This is a genomic window from Microbacterium sp. B24 (assembly GCF_000333415.1).
Taxonomy (GTDB): domain Bacteria; phylum Actinomycetota; class Actinomycetes; order Actinomycetales; family Microbacteriaceae; genus Microbacterium.
Window position 1 is genome coordinate 1 of the sequence record NZ_BADB01000453.1, and the last position, 2,650, is coordinate 2,650.

The following is a 2,650-nucleotide window of genomic DNA, read 5'->3' on the forward strand; positions in this document are numbered from 1 at the left end:
CATCTACGACCGTGCCCTGAGCGCCGGCGATGTCGCTGCCCTCGTGCCCACGGCATCGGAACGGGTGACCCGCGACGCCGCCCAGCTCGACCTGGGCGCGCGGGACGCGGTGACGACGAACCTCACCCTTCCGACCTCCGCGCCGAACGGCTCGACCATCTCGTGGGCGACCTCCGACGCCGGTGTCATCTCCACCGCCGGCGTCGTGACACGCCCCACGGCAGGGCAGAACGACGCGACCGTCGTCCTGACGGCGACGCTGTCGCTGAACGGCGCGACGGAGCAGAAGAGCTTCGACGTCACCGTGAAGGCCATGCCGGATGACGCGAGAGCGGTCGACGCCGCCCTCGGCGCGGTCTCGATCCCGAGTGCAGATGACGTGCGCGGCAACATCACACTGCCGGCCTCCGCGGGCGATGTCGCTCTCAGCTGGGTATCCAGCGACCCGTCGGCGGTCTCCACCGACGGTGTCGTCGTGCGCGGCGAGGCCGACACCACCGTCACCCTCACGGTGACGGCCACGCGCGGTTCCGTCAGCCGCACCCGCGACATCGTGCTCACCGTGCGCGCGGCCGCGCACATCGGCCCCTTCGCGGGCTACACGTTCTCGTACTTCACCGGAAACAGCGTGGCGGGGGAGAACATCTACTTCGCCGCGAGCAACGGCAACAATGCGCTGTCGTGGACCGACCTCAATGGGGGCCGTCCGGCGCTGACGTCGACCTACGGCGAGAAGGGCCTTCGTGACCCGTTCATCCTCCGCTCGCCCGAGGGTGACACGTTCTACCTGATCGCGACCGACCTCTCGATCGGGCGCAATGGCGACTGGGGGCGCGCGCAGCGCCAGGGCTCGAAGTACATCGAGGTGTGGGAATCGCACGACCTCGTGAACTGGAGCGCGCAGCGCCACGTCAAGATCGGTCCGGACAACGCCGGCAACACGTGGGCACCTGAGGCCTACTACGACGACCAGCTCGGCGCCTACGTGGTCTTCTGGGCGGCCTCGCTGTTCGGGGAGAACGACCCGAAGCACGAGGGCGGCTTCTACCAGACCATGATGTACGCGACGACGCGCGACTTCGTGACCTTCAGCGAGCCCAAGGTCTGGCAGGACCTCGGAGCGTCGCGCATCGACTCGACCGTGCTGAAGGTGGGCGACACCTACCAGCGCTTCACGAAGGATGAGGGCAGCGTCACCGGGTGCGCGGACATCATCCAGGAGTCGTCGAAGAGCCTCACCGCCGTCGATGACCGTTCCCAGCCCGGCTGGAGCGCCACGAACCGCAACTGGAAGCTCGTCGACAGCTGCATCGGCCGCGACGCCGGTGTGCGCGGCGCGGTCGAGGGTCCGACGATCTTCGCCGCCAATCCGGGTGACACCTCGCCGTACAAGTACTACCTCTTCGTCGACGAGTACGGCGGCCAGGGGTACATCCCGCTGGGTACCAACGACATCACCGCTCCGGACTGGAAGATCGCCGGGGGTGCCAACCTGCCGCCCAGTCCGCGCCACGGCACGGTCATGCCGGTGACGGCCAGCGAACTGGAGGCGCTGCGTGCGAACCTGCCCGCAGGCCCCGACCCGGTGACGGCGAACGAGAAGGGTGAAGTGCTGCGCTACGACTTCACCGACGGCTCGGGTGCCACGCTCCACGATCGCTCCGGCGCGGGTCGCGACGCGAAGATCATGGGGGATGCCGTGTGGTCCAACGGCAGCCTGACCTTCGACGGTGCCAACGACTACGTCCAGATGCCCGACAACGTGCTCGCCGGCGTCACCGACGTCACGGTGGATGCCGAGCTGCGCATCGATTCCGCCCAGGCGAACCCGTACTTCCTGTACGGCTTCGGCAACACCGCGGGCAACGAAGGCAACGGCTACCTGTTCGCGACCGGCGACGGCACCTACCGCGGCGCCATCGCTCGCGGCAACTACACGACGGAGCAGAACGCGCAGTCCGGCTCGGCCCTACCGCGCAATCGCTGGGTGCACCTCACCTACACCCTCAGTGGGGGCACGGCGCGTCTGTACCTGGACGGCGTGCAGGTCGCGGTGAACACCGACATGACCGTCACGCCCGCCGACCTCGGCAACGGCTCCACGGTGGCGAACGTCATCGGCAAGTCGCTCTACGCCCCCGACAACCTCTTCCGCGGGCAGTACCGGGAGTTCGCGCTCTACAACCGCGCACTCTCGCCGCAGGAAGTGCTCGACCAGTCGGGTAACCAGGATGTGCTCGGCGCGGTGAGCCTCGCCGACGAGAGTGCGCTGAAGATGGCGCCGATCGTCGACGCGGACACGCGTACCGTGACCTTCCCGGTCGTTCGCGGCACCGACCTGTCGACGCTGCAGCCGGTGTACGCCACGGCATCCGGCGTCACGGCCTCGCCCGCATCGGGGGTCGCCCGTGATCTGCGCTCACCCTCGACCGTCGCGCTGAAGCGCGACGGCAAGGACGACGTGGTCTGGACGCTGAAGGCCGTCGAGGTGAAGAGCCCGGTTCTTCCCGGTCTCTACGCCGACCCGAACATCGCGGTGTTCGGCGACACCTACTACATCTACGCGACGAGCGACGGTGTGCCGGGCTGGGGTGGGAACACCTTCTACGTCTGGAGCTCCAAGACCTCGTGGACTGGAAGCGCTCGGAGC

At 68.2% G+C, this 2,650-nt stretch carries 1 protein-coding gene; it reads left to right on the forward strand.

Annotated features, from left to right (window positions below):
* The coding region (locus tag I5I_RS13525; protein ID WP_083868031.1) for an immunoglobulin-like domain-containing protein at positions 1-2,650 on the forward strand (2,650 nt) is incomplete at both ends.